We start from the raw sequence: 17,581 nt of genomic DNA, 5'->3' as shown, positions 1-17,581 counted from the left end.
AAATATAAAAAAATTCTGTGGTGCGAGGAGGGGGACTCGAACCCCCACACCATTGCTGGCGTCAGGACCTAAACCTGGTGCGTCTACCAATTTCGCCATCCTCGCGGGATGAGAATACTAACCAAATTAAAAACTGGCACAAAAGCAAAGGGCGACCCGAAATTCAAGTGTCGCCCAGAACTATCGTATGTGGCATTTCAACTCCAGCCGCGTATTCTACTGGATTTTAATCCCATGTGTCTCTTTTTTTCGTATTGATTTGCAATTAATCCTGTGCGGACTTGCTCTAAAAACGGTGAGCAAGCCCGCAACACTCATCTGACTATTTGGCTATGCCGGTTTTTTTACTCTGAACCAGGCGGCATATAAAGCCGGCAAGAATAATAACGTCAATGCAGTGGCGATAATCAAACCGCCCATGATCGCTACCGCCATTGGCCCCCAAAATACCGATCTTGAAAGAGGAATCATCGCCAATACAGCCGCCGCCGCGGTCAAGATAATTGGACGGAAGCGCCTTACTGCCGACTCAACGATCGCATCCCAGGCAGGTGCCCCCGCTTGAATATCCTGCTCAATCTGGTCAATCAAAATCACTGAATTCCGGATGATCATACCGAACAAAGCAATCACGCCGAGCTGAGCAACAAAGCCAAAAGGTCTTTGCAACAAGAGCAATGCCATTGCTGCACCGGCAACGCCAAGTGGACCTGTAAGGAATACCAGCAGAGAGCGAGAGAAACTATGTAATTGCAACATCAGTAAAGTAAAGATGATGAAAATAACCAAAGGTACGTTGGCAGCGATTGACTCCTGTGCCTTACCGCTATCCGCTGCTGCACCAGCCAGTTCAATCTTATATCCGGGCAAAAGTTCAGCACGAATCTTGTCCAGCTTGGGAGAAATCTGACTGGAAACAGTTGGACCCTGAATGCCATCCACTACATCTGACTGAACAGTGACAGCCCACTCACGCCCTTCTCTCCACACCACACCCGGTTCCCAGACTAGCTTAATACGCGCCAATTGCGACAATGGTACAGACTTGCCACTTGCCGTCGGGATATTCGCGTCACCTAGTGCATTTATCGTAGAGCGTTCATCAACAGGCTGACGAACAACGATATCGATCAATTTATTATCATCACGGAATTGTCCGACCGTTGTTCCTGTCAAGATCGTATTTGCTGCACGCATGACAGTTTGCGAGGTAACGCCTAAAGCACGCAATTTGTCCTGATCCAGGTCGATGCGTACCACCTTCACCGACTCATTCCAGTTGTCATTGACCCCTATCGCATTTGGATTGGCGCGCATCACGTCTTTTACGCGATCGGCGATTTCACGTACTTTCGCCACTTCCAGACCTGTGACACGGAACTGCACAGGATAAGGTACAGGTGGTCCGTTCGGCAGAATTTTTACCCGGCCGCGCACTTCAGGGAAATCGACTTTAAAAGCATTCACAATTTTCAAACGCAGCGCTTCCCTTGACTTCAGATTGACAGGAAGTACAACGATTTGCGCGACGTTAGTCTGAGGAAAAATCTGATCCAGTGGCAAATAAAAACGTGGACTACCAGTTCCGACATAGCTGGTAACGCTCTCAACACCCTCTTGTTTTTGAATGAAATTTTCAAATTTTTTCGCTTGAGCCTCGGTCGCAGCAAACGCGCTCCCCTCAGGCAGCCATAACTCCACCATCAGTTCAGGACGGCTTGAATCAGGGAAGAATTGCTGCTCAATGAATTTGAATCCAAGTATCCCCAGTCCAAACACAGCCAAGGTAATCACAATGGTCGTTTTACGCCACTCAACACACCAGTTCACCAACTTGCGGAAACGCGAATAAAACGGCGTATCAAACAACTCATGGTGGCCATCAGCATTCGCTGCCGGTTTGACTTTCAGCAGCAGATAACCTAAATAAGGCGTAAATAAAACGGCGGCCAGCCAGGAAATAATCAGCGCCAGCGCATTCACCGAAAACATAGAAAAGGTGTACTCACCCGCAGCAGATTTTGCCAGACCGATAGGTAAAAATCCTGCCGCAGTAATCAAGGTTCCCGTCAACATCGGCATCGCTGTTGAGGTGTACGCAAATGTCGCCGCGTCAAAACGTGAGAAACCCTCCTCCATTTTGCGCACCATCATTTCTACCGCGATAATCGCATCATCAACCAGCAAGCCCAAAGCGATGATCAGGGCCCCTAACGAAATTTTATGCAGATCAATATCAAAAATACGCATAAACAAGAAAGTCACTGCCAGCACCAGGGGGATCGTCAAACCAACGACCAGACCTGGCCAGATATCCAGGCGAAACGGCTTAGTATGTAGTCCCAACGACAGGAAACTCACTGCCAATACGATCACGACAGCTTCAATCAAGGTATTAACGAATTCACCGACAGACGACGCCACCATTTTAGGCTGATCGGAAACACGCTCAACCTGAATACCGACCGGCATTTTGCTCTTGATGTCGTTCGTTACCTTTTGCAAATTTTTACCCAGCTCAATGATATTGCCGCCTTTTTCCATTGAGATACCGAGACCGATGACTTCTTTACCATTGAAGCGCATCTTGTCTTGCGGCGGGTTTTTATACTCACGTTTGATCGTTGCAAAATCACCCAAGCGGAATGTCGTTCCATTTGCGCGTAGTTGAAGGTTCTCCAGATCTTTAACGGTCATTAACGCGCCAGAAATCCTAACCTGCAAATTATCACTCGACGTAGTTAAAACACCCGTTGCCTCGACCGTGTTCTGCGAATTAATCTGACTGACAATTGCATCAAATGAAACGCCTAGTTGCGAGAATTTTTTCTGAGAAAACTCAATATTGATTTTCTCATCCTGAACACCAAACAACTCGACCTTAGATACGGTAGGAATGCGTAAAAACTGCTGACGGACAAAGTCAGCATATTCTTTGACCTGCTCATAGGTAAACCCATCGCCAGATAAAGCGAAGATAGAACCATAGGTATCACCGAATTCATCATTAAAAAACGGTCCTAATACACCTGACGGCAAGGTGCTTTTTATATCCCCGATTTTCTTGCGTACCTGATACCAGGACTGCGCCGTTTCTTTTGGTGGCGTCGACTCGCGCAACTGTAAGATGATTAAAGTTTCTCCAGGCTTGGAGTAACTACGAATCTTGTCGATATATGGTGTTTCCTGAAGTTTTTTCTCCAGCTTGTCAGTAACCTGCTCTGCCATTTGCAACGCAGTCGCACCTGGCCAGATCGCTCTTACCACCATCGCGCGAAAAGTAAAGGGCGGATCCTCGTCTTGCCCCAAACGACCATAACTCATGATGCCGCCCAATAATAAGACGACAATCAAATAGCGCGTCAGCGGGATATGCTCTAACGCCCACCTTGACAGATTAAAACCGCCTGAGGATTCACTCATTTAGCAACTCCTACCGCGGCAACATCATTAGCGGACGCTGCACTGACTTTTTCAGGCGCTTTATCACCGGCTTTTTCAGCGCTGCCAGACTCCATACCAAGAATACTTACCCGCTGGCCTACTTTAAGCAAATTTACACCGGCTGTTACCACGCTTTGGCCTGAGGTTACGCCTTTCGCAATCAGAATATCTTGTCCGGCAGATCCAGCAACGACAACAGGGCTTAATTTGACAACGCCACCGTCCACAATCCATACGGAAGTGGTATTTTTATCATTAAACAAAGCTGTCATCGGCAACCTGATCATTGCGTTCGGATTTTTCGCAGCAAAGATGACATACGCAGTCATGCCTAACTTGACGTCTTTCGCGCTCGCAGGCAAAGCCAGCTTAGCCGTAAAGGTGCGGGTAACAGGATCGGCGATTGGGGAAAGCTCGCGTAATTTAGCGCTCAATACCTCCCCCTGATTCGCCCACAGACGCACACGGATGTCAGAAATTTGACGGATCGAATTCACTTTATCCTCTGGAATACCGATCACAACATCAGTTTCCCCCGTCTGCGCCACACGTACCACGGATGTGCCCGTCGCAACGACCTGCCCTACTTCGGCATCGACCCCCGTCACTACACCATCGACATCCGATATCAACGTGGTATACCCAGATTGATTCGTCTGATTACGGTAAGAAGCGAGTGCTTGTTCGTAGCTGGCCTGTGCTGCTTTAAACGTAGTCACTTTGCCATCCAGAACCGCCGCAGCGACAAAATTCTTTTCTCTTAAATCTTCATAACGTTTTAACTCGGCTTTCGCCAGGTCACGGTTACTTTCTGCTGCACTCAGCCCCGCCTTTGCCTGAGACTGCGCCAATGCCAGATCTTGCGGATCTAACTGCATCAAAACCTGACCTCGCTTCACTACGCTACCGACATCCACCTTACGGGCAACGATTTTTCCACCCACGCGAAATCCCAAGCGAGATTCAATACGAGGACGCACTTCCCCCGAAAACTCTGCTGATTGATCTGCACCATCTGCGCTGGCCTTAATAACTCTTACCGGACGGATATCCTCCGTCTTTTCAGCTGGTTTTGAACATCCCGCCAGCAACAACAAAGCGACAACAGGTAAAAGATTTAAGGGCTTTCCTGTAAAAAAGCGTCTGCCGGCGGATCTGGCTGGCTCATTAAAAACGGTATTTTGCGATGTTGGCACGGGAGTTTTCCTTTACTATGCTGGCTACAAAAGCCAAGGTTATTCGTTGACGCGTAGTACGAATTGCCGGTTACTGTGATTCGATGCATGGAGCGCGCTGTCAATTCAGGCAATCGCTGTGATTGATGGCTCGCGAATCAGCCGATAAAATTCTGTTACTGACTTAACGGTTAGTAATTATAGTGGCGAGTCATTTTTTTGCCAATGACTTTTGAGTCATTAATTTTAATCCTATATGGCACTCACTAATTCAAGCCTGAATATGACCGTAGAGCATTACGAAAACTTCCCTGTTGCTTCATTTCTACTTCCTGCCCGCTTACGTCCGGCGGTGGAGGCTATTTACACCTTCGCCAGAACTGCCGATGATATTGCGGACGAGGGAGATGCGACGCCTGAGCAACGCTTAGCGGGATTGTCTCAGTATGAAACTGAGCTGGATAGAATAGTGACAAACCAGCAGCCCGGGCATTCTTTGTTTACACGTTTGCAAAAAGTCATTCTGGAATATGCCCTCCCCGTGCCAGCATTCCGGGATTTGTTGTCCGCTTTTAAGCAAGACGTCACGACTACCCGATATAGCAATTACAAAGCCTTACTCGATTATTGCAGCAGATCTGCCAATCCTGTCGGACTACTGATGCTACATCTCTACGACGCTGCGTCAGCAAAGAATAAGCGCGATTCAGATGCGATCTGCTCCGCTTTGCAATTAATCAATTTTTGGCAAGACGTCGCAATCGATTGGGACAAACAACGGGTTTATATCCCTCAGGAAGATTTAATTCAATTCAACATAAGCGAAGAGCAGATCGCCAACCAACACCATAACGCCCAATGGACGGCTCTGATGCAATTCGAGACAAGCAGGGCAAGAGCTTTGCTCATCAGTGGTATGCCTTTGTGCAAGCGATTACCCGGACGGATAGGATGGGAATTGCGTCTGGTGACTCAGGGTGGACTAAGAATACTGGAGCGCATAGACGCCGTTCAAGGCAATGTGTTTCACCATCGTCCTCAATTAGAGAAAGCGGATTGGCTCATCATGCTATGGCGGGCATTTAGGATGTAGCGGTTCTGAGTGGAATAAGTGTCACAAACAAGCGTCCCAAGCAAGCGTCCTGAACAAGTATGTCATTACAGCTTGTTTCAAAATTAATCTTTCAAAGAACATGACTGAATCTGACTATCCCGCTATGATTCGTGATGACGAATTTAACAATGCTCAAACGCACACAAAACCATCATGAAACGTATTTATCCGCTAGTAGTCATGACTTTGACTATAGTGCTAAGTAGCGGCTGCACCGTATTAGCCGTCGCAGATGCCGCTGTATCAACGACAGTGAAAGTTGGCAGCGCCGTCGTCGGCACGGCTGTTGATGTCACTGCCGCTGGCGTAAGAGCGGTGACCAGTAGCAATAAAGAAAAATAGCATTCGTGTCATATTTTGTCAGACCTCGCGTCAGAACACACATCAATCCCATTTCCTCTGCCATAGCAAACCGCCATGCCAACTGAACACCAAATTGCCGAGCATCGCAAAGCGCAACAGGCTGCGAAAGAGGCAATGGCGCATCTTGCCATCGTGATCGATGCAAACGATACAGAGCAAAGTATCGCCCGCAAAGCACATGAGTTCCTGTGCGAAGCCGGTTATCAGGATACCTGGTACTACCAGTGCCCTGCCTTAGTGTTACTTGGATCAAGAAGTTGCGTATCAATCTCGGGGCGCGACTATCAGGCGAGTACGGAAACAGTAGGTACATCCAACCTGATCACAATTGACCTGAGCCCGGCAAGAAGCGAGTATTGGGGCGACTATGCACGCTCTCTGGTGGTCGAGGATGGGAAGGTCATTATGCAGCCGAAGCAGCTGGAGTTTAAAAATGGACTACATTTTTTACAACAACTGCATCGGCAAATGCTGCGTCTGGTCAAACCCAACACCACGTTCGAGCAATTGTTTGAGTGGGCGAATGTCCGTATTCGCGAAAGCGGTTTTGTGAACCTTGATTATCGCGGCAATGTGGGACATAGCATTGCGACCAGCCGCGATCAACGCCAGTTTATTGAAGCGCGCAACAACGCTACGCTGGGAGATGTGCCATTTTTTAGCTTTGAACCATTTGTTCGCCTCAAAGGTGGTCGCTGGGGCTTTAAACATGAAGATATTTTCTTCTTCAATCAAGACGGACAATTACAGAGTCTCTAGCACTTAGTAGGATTTACGCTCCGAGTTGAACATCAGCACATTCTAGAACTTAATAAGCGCGCAAAATTAAAAAAGCCGGCATCTTGATAGATGCCGGCTTTTTTATCCATTCGAACCAGATGAACCAGATTGAACGGATGCTTGCTGGATGCTTGCTTAGTTATTCACGCAATTAATCGCAATATTGCTTGCCCCCGTAGGATTGCTTAATAACGCAGTACCAGAACCACTCACCACAGTACAAGTCTGACCAGTCGGCTGAGTGGTAACCGTTACTGCATAAGTTTGTCCGTCAACAATCGAATTGGTAAAAGTGTAGGTGCCCGTAGCCGACAGATACAGGAAATCAGTCGCATTATCAGCAATCGTCACAGTTTTGCCCGAACCCAAACCTGTCAATACGACTGAAACTGGCACGCTAGGAATACACGTCACAAGCACATTGCTGGCGCCAGTCAAATTGCTGTTGTCTACCGTGCCAGTACCGTTTTGTACGGTACATGTCTGTGCTGCGGCTTGCACTCCAACGGTTACCGCATATGTCTGGCCACTCGCGATGTAGTAACTAAACGTTCCGGCAGTGTTTGTAGACAACGTCAGCGCATCGTAGTTAGCGTTCGCATTATTGTACAAAATAACCGATCCTGAGGTTAATCCGGACACGGTCGCTGTAACAGGTACTTTTGGTACACACTTAACGACAATATTGCTGACTGCCGCATCACTCGTCATATGGCCAGAACCGTTAGTCACCGTACAATTTACCTGTGTAGGCTGGGTTCCTACTGTAATGTTGTAGTCAGCATTACTGGCAACTTTAAATGAAAAAGTACCGTCCAAAGTTAAGGACTGTTTGTATCCGGCTGTATCCACCAATACCAGCGTTCCGCCTGATGTGGTCCCGCTACCCAGGCCAGTCACAGTGCCGCCGACCGTGGTGTACACAAAACCGCCACAAGCAGCCACTGCGAGAATCAAGCCTGTAGCAAGGGCGAAAAGGCTCATTTTTTTCATTTTATTCATTCGATGTTCCAAATTGGTCTAGGTCAAACGGGGGAAACTAATTGCGGTTTAAATCGACTGATCACTTTAACTGACTAGTCAACGCAAAATTTCAGCAAGTTCGTAATGGTATATGAGCTTGAGTCAAAAAGTGCATGCCTGATACAAAAAGCTTTATTCCGCTTACAAACTATTACAGGTCATGGCAAACAGGTGAGGCGCGCTTTACGAAAAAGCTGACTTGCCATATCCATTTTTATTTACAACAGAGTGAACAGCCACACTATTTTAACAGGCAACATTTGTGGTCTCCGTCACAGTCGGTTAGCATAGCGGCTTTCGTGCAGTAATAAGGTTTCCTGGCCTGTTTTGGCTTGCCATTCTTTATTTGACCGCAATCTAGCCGCTTATTTACGCATTCCTTATCTCGTATCCCGCATCCCATATGTCACCAGACGAATATTGCCAACAAAAAGCAGCGCAAAGCGGCTCTAGTTTTTATTACAGCTTTTTATTTTTACCGCAAGAAAGACGACTGGCAATTACAGCACTTTATGCGTTTTGTCGTGAAGTCGACGATGTTGTTGATGAAAGCACCGACGATACCGTCGCACGCAGCAAGTTAAACTGGTGGCGAGGCGAAATTAAAGCCATGCTGGCGAATAGTCCGACCCACCCCGTGACGAGAGCGCTGCTACCTCACATGACTCGTTTTGCTCTGGATGGTGCCCATTTACAGGCCATCATCGACGGTATGGAGATGGATTTAAACCAGACCCGTTACCTCGATTTTATTGCCCTGCAAAAATACTGCTGGCATGTGGCAGGCGTAGTTGGCATTTTATCTGCGAGTATTTTTGGGATCACCAACCCGCAAACCAAAGAATTTGCTGAGAAATTAGGACTGGCGTTCCAGATGACGAACATCATCCGTGATGTCGGAGAAGATGCCCGCAAAGGACGTATCTATCTGCCGGTCAATGAGCTGCAACAATATAAAGTGACAGCGGCCGATATTCTGAATGCACGCCATAGCCCGGAATTTGCGACATTAATGCAGTTTCAGTACGAACGCGCACAGCGCCTGTACGACGAGGCGTTCGCCTTGTTGCCCGCAGAGGACAGAAAAGCTCAGCGCACGGGACTCATCATGGCAGCCATTTATCGTGCCCTGCTGGTAGAGATTCAACATGATGGCTTCCACGTACTCAATCAGCGGATTTCTTTAACGCCGATCCGCAAACTCTGGCTAGCCTGGAAAACTTATATCCGTGGCTAAAAACAAGTCCGTTGCTGGCAAACGCATTGCCGTCATTGGTGCGGGCTGGGCGGGCTGCGCTGCAGCAGTAGAGCTAAGTCGCGGTCAGGCGCAAGTCACCCTGCTAGAAGCCTCACGCACACTGGGTGGACGGGCTCGCAAAGTCGCGATTCAAGAACATACTCTTGATAACGGCCAGCACATCCTGCTCGGTGCCTACGATGCTGCGCTGACAATGATGCGCCAGGTCGGCATTCCCTTGGATCAAGCGTTTCTGCGACTCCCTTTGCAGATGGTCTATCCATCGCTCGACGAGGGCATGGAATTTATAGCGCCGCAATTACCGGCCCCACTGCATCTGCTGGTCGCCTTGCTGCGGGCCAAAGGCTTAAGCAGGCAGGACAAGATGGCGCTTGCCCGCTTTTCTACAACGGCGCGCTGGATGGGCTGGCAATTACATCAGGATTGCAGTGTCAGTGAGCTGCTGGAGCGTTTTGATCAAACGCCTGTGCTATGCCAGTTGATGTGGGTGCCCCTATGTATCGCGGCACTCAACACACCGCCAGAACGCGCATCAGCACAAGTATTCTTACATGTACTAAGAGATAGCCTCGGCGCCGGTCGTGCAGCATCGGACATGCTGATTCCCAAATGGGATTTGTCCGCGCTGTTCCCCGAAAAGGCGCAAAAATTCATTGAAAACGCAGGTGGTAATGTCAGGTCAGGCGTGAATATCAAACGCCTGATAGCAAACGCAGCAAACGCAGCAAACAGAAATACTACTGACAACAACACAGTAAAGTGGCGCCTGGGATGCGATAGCGATGAGGTCTTAAGTAACCAGGAATTTGACGCCGTGATTATTGCCACTGGCGCCGAACAGGCTGGCCGTTTGCTCAACACAGTAGCGACTGAACAAAAAATCACGCCACTGCCAGCACTGGGGTACGAGTCGATCACAACGTGCTATCTACAATATTCACCTGAGCTGCGCTTGTCTCGCCCGTTCTTTGCCTTAAGAGACCGGCCAGAACTGCAACATTGGGGACAGTTTGTCTTTGACCGGGGTCAACTGCACAAGGAACAAGCCGGCTTGCTGGCAGTCGTCGTCAGTGCATCGGATCAGGCGACCGACCTAGGTAATGAGGCTCTAGGTAACGCAATCGCCTTGCAACTGGCGACCATGTTTAAGATGCCCGAACTGGAAAAACCGAGGTGGCAGCAAATTATTTCAGAAAAGCGCGCCACCTTCTCCTGCACGCCCTCCTTGCAACGACCGGACAACCAGATAGGATTAGAAAATTGCTTCATCGCCGGGGACTACACCAAGGGCGATTACCCGGCAACGCTGGAAGCCGCTGTACGCAGCGGTATTGCCGCAGCCAGGCTTTGTTGATGCGCTACGAATAGTTGTATTGAAATCGCATGACCTTCTGCACCAATCAGGACGCGCAGACAAGCTCAGCACATGCATCAACACCCTAATCTCAAAAACCAATCCGCAATCTAGATGCGGCTTTCCAGCATATTTCAGGCTGAAGACCGCATGAACATTAGTGGATTCAAATCAGAAGCTTCTAAAAATCCCTACATTGAAAAGTGACGTCGATAGGAGTGACGCAAAAATCAAGACCTCTCACCACAGAGACACGGAGACACAGAGAAGAGGCAGGAGTAAGCGGTTCTATGAAGTATCGATACAAGGTTTTTTAGGAATTCCCAGTCAGCAACATCTAAAAACTCATTAATCGAGACGTAGCATGAAGCAGAGTTAGCAACCCGCTGCGCTTGAGTTCAATAATGAGTGCAGAGATTGTAAAAACTACCGGTCAAAGGCAGCTTACTTGTCGTCTTTGATATAACTGTCCACATCCCTGATTTTATTCAAAGCCTCATCAATCCTGTCCACCGGAATCAGCGTCAATCCCTCAATCGCTTGTTTCGGTGCATTGGACTTTGGAATCATCGCAATCGAAAAACCGAGTTTGGCAGCCTCGCGCAGACGCTCCTGACCGCGTGGTGCCGGGCGAATTTCTCCCGCCAATCCCACCTCGCCAAATACCACCAGACCTCTTGGCAAAGGTTTGTTCCGCATTGATGAGTTAATCGCCAGCAAGACGGCGAGATCCGCCGCTGGCTCGGTGATTTTGACGCCGCCCACGGCATTAATGAATACATCCTGATCAAAAGCCGCTACACCTGCATGACGGTGTAACACTGCCAGCAACATCGCCAGACGGTTCTGCTCCAGCCCGACGGAGAGCCGCTTGGCATTCGGTGCATGAGAGCTGTCGACCAAGGCCTGTATCTCGACCAGCAAGGGTCTGGTGCCCTCTTGTGTCACCATCACGCACGATCCGGCGACCTGAGTGTCATGCTGCGACAAAAACAGGGCTGAAGGGTTGGAGACGCCTTTCAAGCCACGCTCTGTCATGGCAAACACGCCAAGCTCATTGACCGCACCGAATCGATTTTTGATGGCACGTACCAGACGGAAACTCGAATGCGTATCCCCCTCAAAATACAGTACCGTATCAACAATATGCTCAAGCACACGAGGCCCCGCCAGAGCGCCCTCCTTGGTCACATGTCCTACTAATATCATCGTGATGTCCATCGTTTTGGCAACACGAGTCAATTGAGCTGCGCATTCCCGCACTTGTGCGACCGATCCGGGCGCCGAACTCAGTGCATCGGAATACATGGTTTGAATCGAGTCAATCACGACGACCTGTGGCTTGTGATCGGCAAGGGTATTCAGGATTTTTTCCAGCTGAATTTCTGCCTGTAACTGCAGGTCTTTCGCATCAACGGCCAGTCGCTTTGCGCGCAAGGCAATCTGAGAACCGGACTCCTCACCGCTGACATACAAGACTTTTTTGATCTTCGATAAATTCGACAAGGCTTGTAACAGCAAGGTTGATTTGCCGATTCCCGGGTCGCCACCGATCAGAACCACGCCGCCAGCCACCAGGCCGCCGCCCAATACCCGGTCAAATTCGTCAATGCCGGTGCCAAAACGCGGCACTTCCTCCGCCTCGATATCAGCGAGGTTCAGAACTGGTGCCGTCTGAGTGATCCCTTGATGTTTGGCAGAAAACCGGTTGCCGCCGACCTCAACGATCGTCTCTACTAAGGTATTCCACTGCTGGCATGACGGGCATTGCCCCGCCCATTTATTGACGATGCCGCCGCATTCAGTGCAGGTGTAATTGGTTTTAGGTTTGGCCATCGTTGAATAAAGAAAACGGGTTTTCTAGAAAATTAGACAAATGAGAACTTATACAAAACTACTGTTATTTTACCCAGTATTCAGCAATTGACTTGGTCTAAATCACGAATATTCTTTAATTTTCATGGTATAAAGCAAGCCGGTGACATTTTGTAACAGGCAAAATAAAGAATGAAACGCGGTTTCTACACAATCATGGCGGCGCAGTTTTTTTCGTCGCTTGCAGACAATGCTTTACTGATTGCTGCGATGTCTTTGCTGATTTCCATGCAGTCACCCGCCTGGATGACGCCTCTCTTAAAACTGTTCTTCGTTTTATCCTACGTATTACTGGCAGCCTTTGTTGGTGCGTTTGCAGACTCTTTGCCCAAAGGCAAGGTCATGTTCATCACAAACCTGATCAAGGTTGGCGGCTGCGCCCTGATGTTTTTTCATGTGCATCCCTTGGTTGCCTACGGTGTCGTAGGATTTGGTGCTGCAGCCTATTCACCGGCAAAATATGGCATTCTGACCGAGTTGCTTCCGGCCGAAAAACTGGTGGCAGCAAATGGCTGGATCGAGGGCTTGACAGTGACGTCGATCATCCTTGGTACAGTCTTAGGTGGCCTGCTGGTCAATCCGCATATTTCGGCGGCTCTCCTGAATTTTGACTTTCCCGTTCTGGACTTCGGTATCAATACACCGAATGAGGCCGCCCTGTGCGTCATCATTAGTTTGTATGCGCTGGCAGCTCTGTTCAATCTCCGTATACCTGACACTGGTGCCAAATATGCTCGTCAGCAACATAATCCGGTCAAGCTTGTTGCAGACTTTGCTGGCTGCTTCAGTGTTTTATGGAAAGATAAACTAGGTCAAATCTCGCTCGCTGTGACCACTCTGTTTTGGGGCGCAGGTGCAACCTTACAATTTATCGTGTTGAAATGGGCAGAGAAATCACTGAATATGCCGTTGGACAAAGCCGCGGCCTTACAAGGTGTGACGGCAGTCGGAATCGCGTTAGGTGCAGTTGCTGCGGCCCGTTTCGTCCCGTTAAAAAAATCGCTGTCAGTGATGCCTATGGGCGTCGCGATGGGTCTGGTTGTCATCACGATGACGATGGTGACTAACGTCTGGGTTGCCTATCCGCTACTAATATTGATTGGTGCCCTGGCTGGATTTTTTGTAGTTCCGATGAATGCCTTGCTACAGCACCGCGGCCATGTATTGATGAGTGCAGGACACTCGATCGCCGTACAAAACTTTAACGAAAATCTCTCTGTTCTGACCATGCTGGCCTTGTATGCCCTGATGGTGTCTTTTAATCTGAATATTCACATCGTCATCATTTTGTTTGGTCTGTTTGTATCGGGGACGACATATATGGTGATACGCAAACATGCGGCGAATCAGCTGGAATTTGATTCGCTGGCATTGATCGGCGAACACAAGCACTAGTAGTCAGCCAAGCTGAATCAGGTGGGTATGCGTCGCGTCTTCTTCCACAGGCGATGTAACTCCTCATTGCATAACTAACGATGCGGCGTCCTCCTGCCTTGCCAGACGAAAAAATTCATCGTTTTCTACTTCACCAATGTAACTTGACTGACTATCAAGACCTGTTTTGCAAACGCCGTTGTACGGCGTTTTTCAGCCACGTATCTGGCACTACCATACCTCGACAACTTTCTTGCCAGACCTCTCCGTTTTTTGACATTACAGCTAGCAAAACGGGAGCTTGATCGTGTATTAACCGCTGACTGATCTGCTCATGTAGTTCTGCCCTCGCTATCACATCGGCATCGCCAGCCTGAGCCGGCGCCAGCCAGTCCAGCCTGTCCAATATCAGTCCGGCAGGTAATTCTAATTGCGTGACTTCGGCAATGCTCCACCAATAGCCACGGCAATGATTCACTGTAATCTCCGCAGGATACGTCACTGAAGACAGTGGATAGTCAGGTCGATAAAATAGCCAGCCCTTGATCAGGGCTTGTGCCTTCAGTACAGGTAAAGGCAACACGGATGCAGCAGCGGAATTCTGGGATAACTGCAACTGCTGAGTAAACACTTTATTTAACTTGGCAGACAAGGTATCAACCAGATTTGGCCCTAGATAGTCATGTAAATGCACGCCGCTATCGATACCGTCCACATCCGCGACATGGATATAAAATTTTGTCGCCAGTTCCCAGTGCAACAGACCATTGACATCGTGTAGAAGAAAATCGAACTCACCGAGCGTATGTTTACCGTTTTGTACCTGAACATTTTTCGCGTACAAAATATTCAGATGCTGTAAATAAAACGCCAGGAGATTTTCGGCATAGCGTCCCAGGCGGCGCTGATGATGACTTTCCAGAGCCTGGCACAAGGTTTCCGGGTACCGATCCAGCTCTGTGAGCCACGCAGTCAAGCCAGGATGATCACCCGCCTCAATCTCAGCGATCTTACCTCGCCACTGCGGCACCTCTGCCAGCAATGACGGAGAAGTAATAAGCCAGGCTAAAGCACGTACATGCTTATCATGCAGATGTTGCCATTGACGATGAAACTGGCATTGATACGTTCTCATACCTCACATCGAGCGCAATGCGAGACAAAGATCTTCCCAGGTTTTGCTTTTTTCGGTTGGTTTGCGCAATAAATACGCGGGATGATAAGTGACAACCAGAGGCAGGCTCTGATAGCGATGCAACTTACCGCGCAATTGCCCCACAGGCGTCTCCGGGTTCAGATCAAGCAAGGAAACCGCTGCCGTCTTACCTAAAGCAATGATGACTTCGGGCTGTATCAAGGCGATCTGCCGCTTTAAATAAGGCAGACATGCAGCAACCTCTTCAGGCGATGGCGCCCTATCCTTGCCTTGGGCATCCGTCGGGCGGCATTTCACGATATTGGCGATGTAGGTATTCTCACCACGTTGCATGCCCAATGCGCGCAAAATATTATCCAGCAGATGACCGGCAGGCCCAACAAAAGGTTTTCCCTGCAAATTCTCCTGATACCCAGGCCCCTCACCGACGAACAACCATTTTGCGCGTTGATCGCCGACACCAAATACCGTATTCGCCCGGCCCTCACACAACTGACAGGCACGACATGCGGCCACCGTACTTTCCAAACTTGTCCAGTCCATCTCTGCAACGGCAATAGATGTGGCTGGCACTATCGATATCGGTTGATGCATATCGGTAGCGGTGGGAGCAAGGGTGGTAGTGGCGTTTGGTAGCGAGTCGGTCGCAAGCGTACGCGGCAGGCCGTCACTGACTGGGATATGTGCAGGAACCGTCATCACAACATGCGGAACTGGAACGATTTCAGCAACATGGGAAATGGTAGCAATTGATGCACTGCTATCGCGCAACTTCCAGACTGGACCTATCCCCAACTCATCAAGGAAGGCATCATGTTGTTCAGCATTATTCATAGGAGCTCACAATTCTAGGCGCATCACAATCGCATCTTCTCTTGTCTGGTCTTCCGCCGGGTAGTATCCCTTGCGCCGACCAATTTCGTTAAATCCAAATCGCTGATACACATCAACCGCGCGCTGATTGCTGACACGGACTTCAAGCAAAATTGACTGACATTTTTTTTCCCGGCAAAACGCCCGCATCTGCTCAAGCAAACTTTGGGCATAACCCTGTCTTTGATACTCGGCAGCAACGGCCAAATTAAGCAAATGCATTTCGTCCATCACGGGCATTAGGACGACATAACCGATCAAGGTCTGATCAGCGTCGCGCAAGCCCAGAAAATGGTAAGCGCTATACAAAGAATCTAAAAAATTACCGCGTGTCCAGGGATGGCTATAGACTTTTTCTTCAATCGCCAGAATAACGTCAACATCCTCGAAACCAAGTCGGGAAAAATGCATACCTTCTTGCATCAAACGGCTTCTTTCAATTGCTGGCGCTCAGCCGTAGTCAAGGCAATTTTATTCCGCAAGTACAGAGGCTGTGCATGTGATGCGTCCATTGCCAGACCGGCTTTAAAATCATGCATCCCCAATACAGCGATTTGTCTGGCATGAGGCATGCTTGGGATCTGTTTTATGGACGCATCAAGCTGCGTCAACACTACGCCATTACCTAACGCATAAATAATGTCATCAGAAGGCTCAATCACTTTAATCTCATCAGCTTTCGATAAGACTGGCGCTACAAATTCCAGCCAACTACCTTCCGCATAGCGATATTGCGCCCAATACACCTCACCCATCCGGGCATCCAGAACACAGACTACATTTGTGGTGTCAGCCATCTGCTTAGCGGCTTCCGCCATTGCAAGCAAACTTACAACGGGCAAAATGGGTAGCTCAGCGCCAAACGCCAGCCCCTGCACGATGCCGCAAGCAGTCCGCACCCCCGTAAAAGCGCCAGGTCCGCACCCAAAAGCAATCGCATCGCAGTCCTGCAAGCGAATGCCAGCATCCAATAATAATGACTGAATGGCGGGTAAGACGCCCTGAGAATGTGTTTGCACACCAGATAGCTCACGGCTAAGCAAGCCATCACCTGTCAGCAAGGCGACCGAAGCCAGTTCAGTAGAAGTTTCAATTGCAAGTAATATTGTCATGCACGTATTTTACAGGGCGCAGCCACAAACCCAAACCCAGATCTTTGAACATCGCCTGTTGACATTGCTAACGGCGACATAGAGAGTGACACTTCACCCAAAATTTTGAGATGAAAAGCTTTAGGTTAAAATAGAGCATATGAAATTAGCGACCAACACCGAAGATCTGAAGAGTATCAAAAGTCAGTTAGAGAACAAAGCATGGCTAGTCGCCTGCCTGTGTGCGGCGTGGTGCGACACCTGTACAAGTTATCGCCTTGATTTTGATGCACTGGCGAATAAGCATCCCGACCTGTGTTTTGCCTGGATAGACATTGAAGATCAGGCGCATCTGGTTGACGAGGTCGAGATTGAAAATTTCCCTACACTCTTAATTCAGCACAAAGACTCAGTGCAGTTTTTTGGCACCATGCTACCGGATACCAAACAACTTGACCGCCTGCTTACCTCGGTAATTGATGCCCATCGTGATCCGAATATCTCCACAAACAAAGCCGCCGCTGGCATGAATCAAGGCACTCCAGAAGGATGGAGCCTGCGTCATCTGCTACTGAATCAGACCATCTGATCACAGCGCCATCCCACCTGATTACGCGAAGTCACCAGACGCGACTTTGCGCCCTTGGCTACACGGCGCGCATTAAAAATACAATGTAGAAAAGAAAAAAGGGACTAGATTT

The 17,581-nt window shown here is 49.0% G+C and carries 15 protein-coding genes and 1 tRNA gene; 7 read left to right on the top strand and 9 right to left on the bottom strand.

Annotated elements, in window-relative coordinates:
* Positions 1-18: 18 nt before the first annotated feature.
* From ACO0K3_RS00980 to ACO0K3_RS00970, 3 genes are all read right to left on the bottom strand, one after another.
* Positions 19-105: transfer RNA gene (locus tag ACO0K3_RS00980), tRNA-Leu, on the bottom strand.
* A gap of 225 nt (positions 106-330) precedes the next feature.
* A complete protein-coding gene (locus tag ACO0K3_RS00975) occupies positions 331-3,423 on the bottom strand; it encodes an efflux RND transporter permease subunit (RefSeq protein ID WP_422981080.1) in 3,093 nt (1,030 codons plus the stop codon).
* Positions 3,420-4,640, bottom strand: a complete 1,221-nt coding sequence (locus ACO0K3_RS00970; RefSeq protein ID WP_422981078.1) for an efflux RND transporter periplasmic adaptor subunit — start codon at positions 4,638-4,640, stop codon at positions 3,420-3,422. The genes ACO0K3_RS00975 and ACO0K3_RS00970 overlap by 4 nt, the downstream gene beginning before the upstream one ends.
* Before the next feature lie 262 nt (positions 4,641-4,902).
* Between ACO0K3_RS00970 and hpnC the strand changes: the two genes are divergently transcribed.
* From hpnC to ACO0K3_RS00955, 3 genes are all read left to right on the top strand, one after another.
* A complete protein-coding gene (hpnC, locus tag ACO0K3_RS00965; RefSeq protein ID WP_422982085.1) occupies positions 4,903-5,712 on the top strand; it encodes a squalene synthase HpnC in 810 nt (269 codons plus the stop codon).
* A 201-nt stretch (positions 5,713-5,913) separates the two neighbouring features.
* Positions 5,914-6,075: a hypothetical protein gene (locus ACO0K3_RS00960; protein WP_422959930.1), complete on the top strand. Its 162-nt coding sequence runs from the start codon at positions 5,914-5,916 to the stop codon at positions 6,073-6,075.
* Positions 6,076-6,150: 75 nt separating this feature from the next.
* Positions 6,151-6,855, top strand: a complete 705-nt coding sequence (locus ACO0K3_RS00955; RefSeq protein ID WP_422981076.1) for a M24 family metallopeptidase — start codon at positions 6,151-6,153, stop codon at positions 6,853-6,855.
* A gap of 156 nt (positions 6,856-7,011) precedes the next feature.
* Here ACO0K3_RS00955 and ACO0K3_RS00950 read toward each other — a convergent pair whose 3' ends face one another.
* A complete protein-coding gene (locus tag ACO0K3_RS00950; RefSeq protein ID WP_422981074.1) occupies positions 7,012-7,860 on the bottom strand; it encodes a hypothetical protein in 849 nt (282 codons plus the stop codon).
* Between the two features lie 442 nt (positions 7,861-8,302).
* On the opposite strand from ACO0K3_RS00950, the gene hpnD reads away from it, so the two are divergent.
* Positions 8,303-9,136, top strand: coding sequence for a presqualene diphosphate synthase HpnD (gene hpnD, locus ACO0K3_RS00945; protein ID WP_422981072.1), 834 nt, complete (start codon positions 8,303-8,305; stop codon positions 9,134-9,136).
* Complete coding sequence (gene hpnE, locus ACO0K3_RS00940) at positions 9,129-10,511, top strand: hydroxysqualene dehydroxylase HpnE (protein WP_422981070.1); 1,383 nt, start codon at positions 9,129-9,131, stop codon at positions 10,509-10,511. The genes hpnD and hpnE overlap by 8 nt, the downstream gene beginning before the upstream one ends.
* A 444-nt stretch (positions 10,512-10,955) precedes the next feature.
* On the opposite strand, the gene radA is transcribed toward hpnE, so the two are convergent.
* Complete coding sequence (radA, locus tag ACO0K3_RS00935; protein WP_422959925.1) at positions 10,956-12,347, bottom strand: DNA repair protein RadA; 1,392 nt, start codon at positions 12,345-12,347, stop codon at positions 10,956-10,958.
* A gap of 171 nt (positions 12,348-12,518) precedes the next feature.
* Here radA and lplT point away from each other — a divergent pair, with 171 nt between their 5' ends.
* Positions 12,519-13,781, top strand: coding sequence for a lysophospholipid transporter LplT (gene lplT / locus ACO0K3_RS00930; RefSeq protein WP_422981068.1), 1,263 nt, complete (start codon positions 12,519-12,521; stop codon positions 13,779-13,781).
* 154 nt (positions 13,782-13,935) lie between these two features.
* Here lplT and ACO0K3_RS00925 read toward each other — a convergent pair whose 3' ends face one another.
* The 4 genes from ACO0K3_RS00925 to tsaB are packed head-to-tail and all read right to left on the bottom strand — an operon-like array spanning position 13,936 to position 16,901.
* The gene (locus ACO0K3_RS00925; RefSeq protein WP_422981066.1) at positions 13,936-14,895 is read right to left on the bottom strand and encodes a DUF1853 family protein; all 960 of its coding nucleotides are present in this window, start codon (positions 14,893-14,895) and stop codon (positions 13,936-13,938) included.
* A 3-nt stretch (positions 14,896-14,898) separates the two neighbouring features.
* Positions 14,899-15,750 carry a uracil-DNA glycosylase gene (locus tag ACO0K3_RS00920; protein ID WP_422981064.1) on the bottom strand — a complete coding sequence of 284 codons (852 nt, stop codon included), beginning with the start codon at positions 15,748-15,750 and terminating at the stop codon, positions 14,899-14,901.
* 6 nt (positions 15,751-15,756) lie between these two features.
* Positions 15,757-16,200, bottom strand: a complete 444-nt coding sequence (rimI, locus tag ACO0K3_RS00915; protein WP_422981062.1) for a ribosomal protein S18-alanine N-acetyltransferase — start codon at positions 16,198-16,200, stop codon at positions 15,757-15,759.
* Between the two features lie 11 nt (positions 16,201-16,211).
* Complete coding sequence (tsaB, locus tag ACO0K3_RS00910; protein ID WP_422981060.1) at positions 16,212-16,901, bottom strand: tRNA (adenosine(37)-N6)-threonylcarbamoyltransferase complex dimerization subunit type 1 TsaB; 690 nt, start codon at positions 16,899-16,901, stop codon at positions 16,212-16,214.
* A gap of 139 nt (positions 16,902-17,040) precedes the next feature.
* Here tsaB and ACO0K3_RS00905 point away from each other — a divergent pair, with 139 nt between their 5' ends.
* On the top strand, positions 17,041-17,469 hold the full coding sequence (locus ACO0K3_RS00905) for a thioredoxin family protein (protein WP_422981058.1): 429 nt from the start codon (positions 17,041-17,043) through the stop codon (positions 17,467-17,469).
* Positions 17,470-17,581: the final 112 nt, after the last annotated feature.

Origin of the sequence: Undibacterium sp. Rencai35W, assembly GCF_049340185.1 — a bacterium.
Taxonomy (GTDB): domain Bacteria; phylum Pseudomonadota; class Gammaproteobacteria; order Burkholderiales; family Burkholderiaceae_D; genus Undibacterium.
This window is presented reverse-complemented; position numbering and strand designations above follow the sequence as displayed.